Origin of the sequence: Arthrobacter sp. NPDC056691, from assembly GCF_042791415.1 — a bacterium.
Classification (GTDB): domain Bacteria; phylum Actinomycetota; class Actinomycetes; order Actinomycetales; family Micrococcaceae; genus Arthrobacter.
On record NZ_JBHTXX010000078.1, the window covers coordinates 1 to 1,174 of the forward strand.

1 pseudogene is annotated in these 1,174 nt (G+C 63.0%); it reads right to left on the reverse strand.

Features of this window, described 5'->3' with window-relative positions:
* Positions 1–1,174: pseudogene (locus ACFRAU_RS26075) on the reverse strand (tyramine oxidase); the annotation flags it as partial.

Below are 1,174 nucleotides of genomic sequence, written 5' to 3' on the forward strand. Positions count from 1 at the left end.
TGGTGCCGCGGGTTTCGGTGGGGAGGTTGAGGGTGGGGTTTTGGTTGAAGAAGCCGTGGGGTTCGAGCATGAAGCCGATGTTCTGGCGGGGCATGACGGGCCAGTCTTCGAGGCGGACGACGTGGTGCATGCCGAAGGTGTACCAGACCACGAGGTCGGTATCGACGATGTTCCGGTCTTTTTGGGTCCAGATGTGCAGGCCGTCGTCGGCGCCGGTGGCCTGGTTGGGGTACTCGCCGGCGGCGAAGCGTTCGGTCCGGTCGTAGGCGGTGACCCAGAGGTTGTTCCGGGCGAACTGGGCGCGTTTGGAGACGTAGGACTCATCGCCGGCGGCGAGCTGGATCCCGTCGGTGGGGATCAGCCGGTAGGCGACGGGTTCGTCCACGATGTTTTTGGATTCGTGGTTGGCGATCTTCCAGAACCGGTGTTTGGCGGAGTCGGTTTTGCGGATCGCGGCCTGTTCGGTTTCCAGGAGCCGGTCCACGGCCTTGAACGCGGTGTGGGTGGGGTTGTGCTCGGGGTATTCCATGTCGACTTCGTAGACGGAGTTGTTGGTGCCGTCGAGTTCGAAGTCCATCCGGACGTTGAACATGTGCTGGTGGATGGGTGCGTAGAGCCCGTCGTTGTTCAGGGACTGCCCGTACGGGCTCTTCTGGCCGGGCTGCTGGCCGGCGGTGGAGAGGATGCCGGTGGCCTTGACGAGGAACTCGATGGACCCGTCCAGGAACAGATGCCAGTAGAAGGCGTACTCGTAGTTCGCGACCGTGGCGATGAAGGAGATCACGAGCTTGCGGTTACGGCGGGTCTCGGCGGTGCCCTCGCGGAAGTCGAAGTGCTTCCACAGGATCGAGTCGTCTTCCTCGTGCATGCAGATCGCGTTCTCGATCGTCCACGGGTTGCCGTGGGAATCCACGGAGTTGCCGTCGAAGTACTTGATCTCGCCCAGGCAGTCACAGCCCAGGGTCAGGGAGTTGGCCATGTTCCCGATGTTGTACTCACCGGAATCGAACGCGTTCTTCTTCGCCTGCACCGGGGCGGTGTCACCGTAGGGGACGACCATTTCCGAGAGCGAGGCCCGGTTGATCACCGGACGGTCCACGCCCTGGTCACGGAACTTCAGCTGGTGCAGGACCAGGCCCTCACGCGGGGTGAACCCGACCCGGAAGGACCAGTC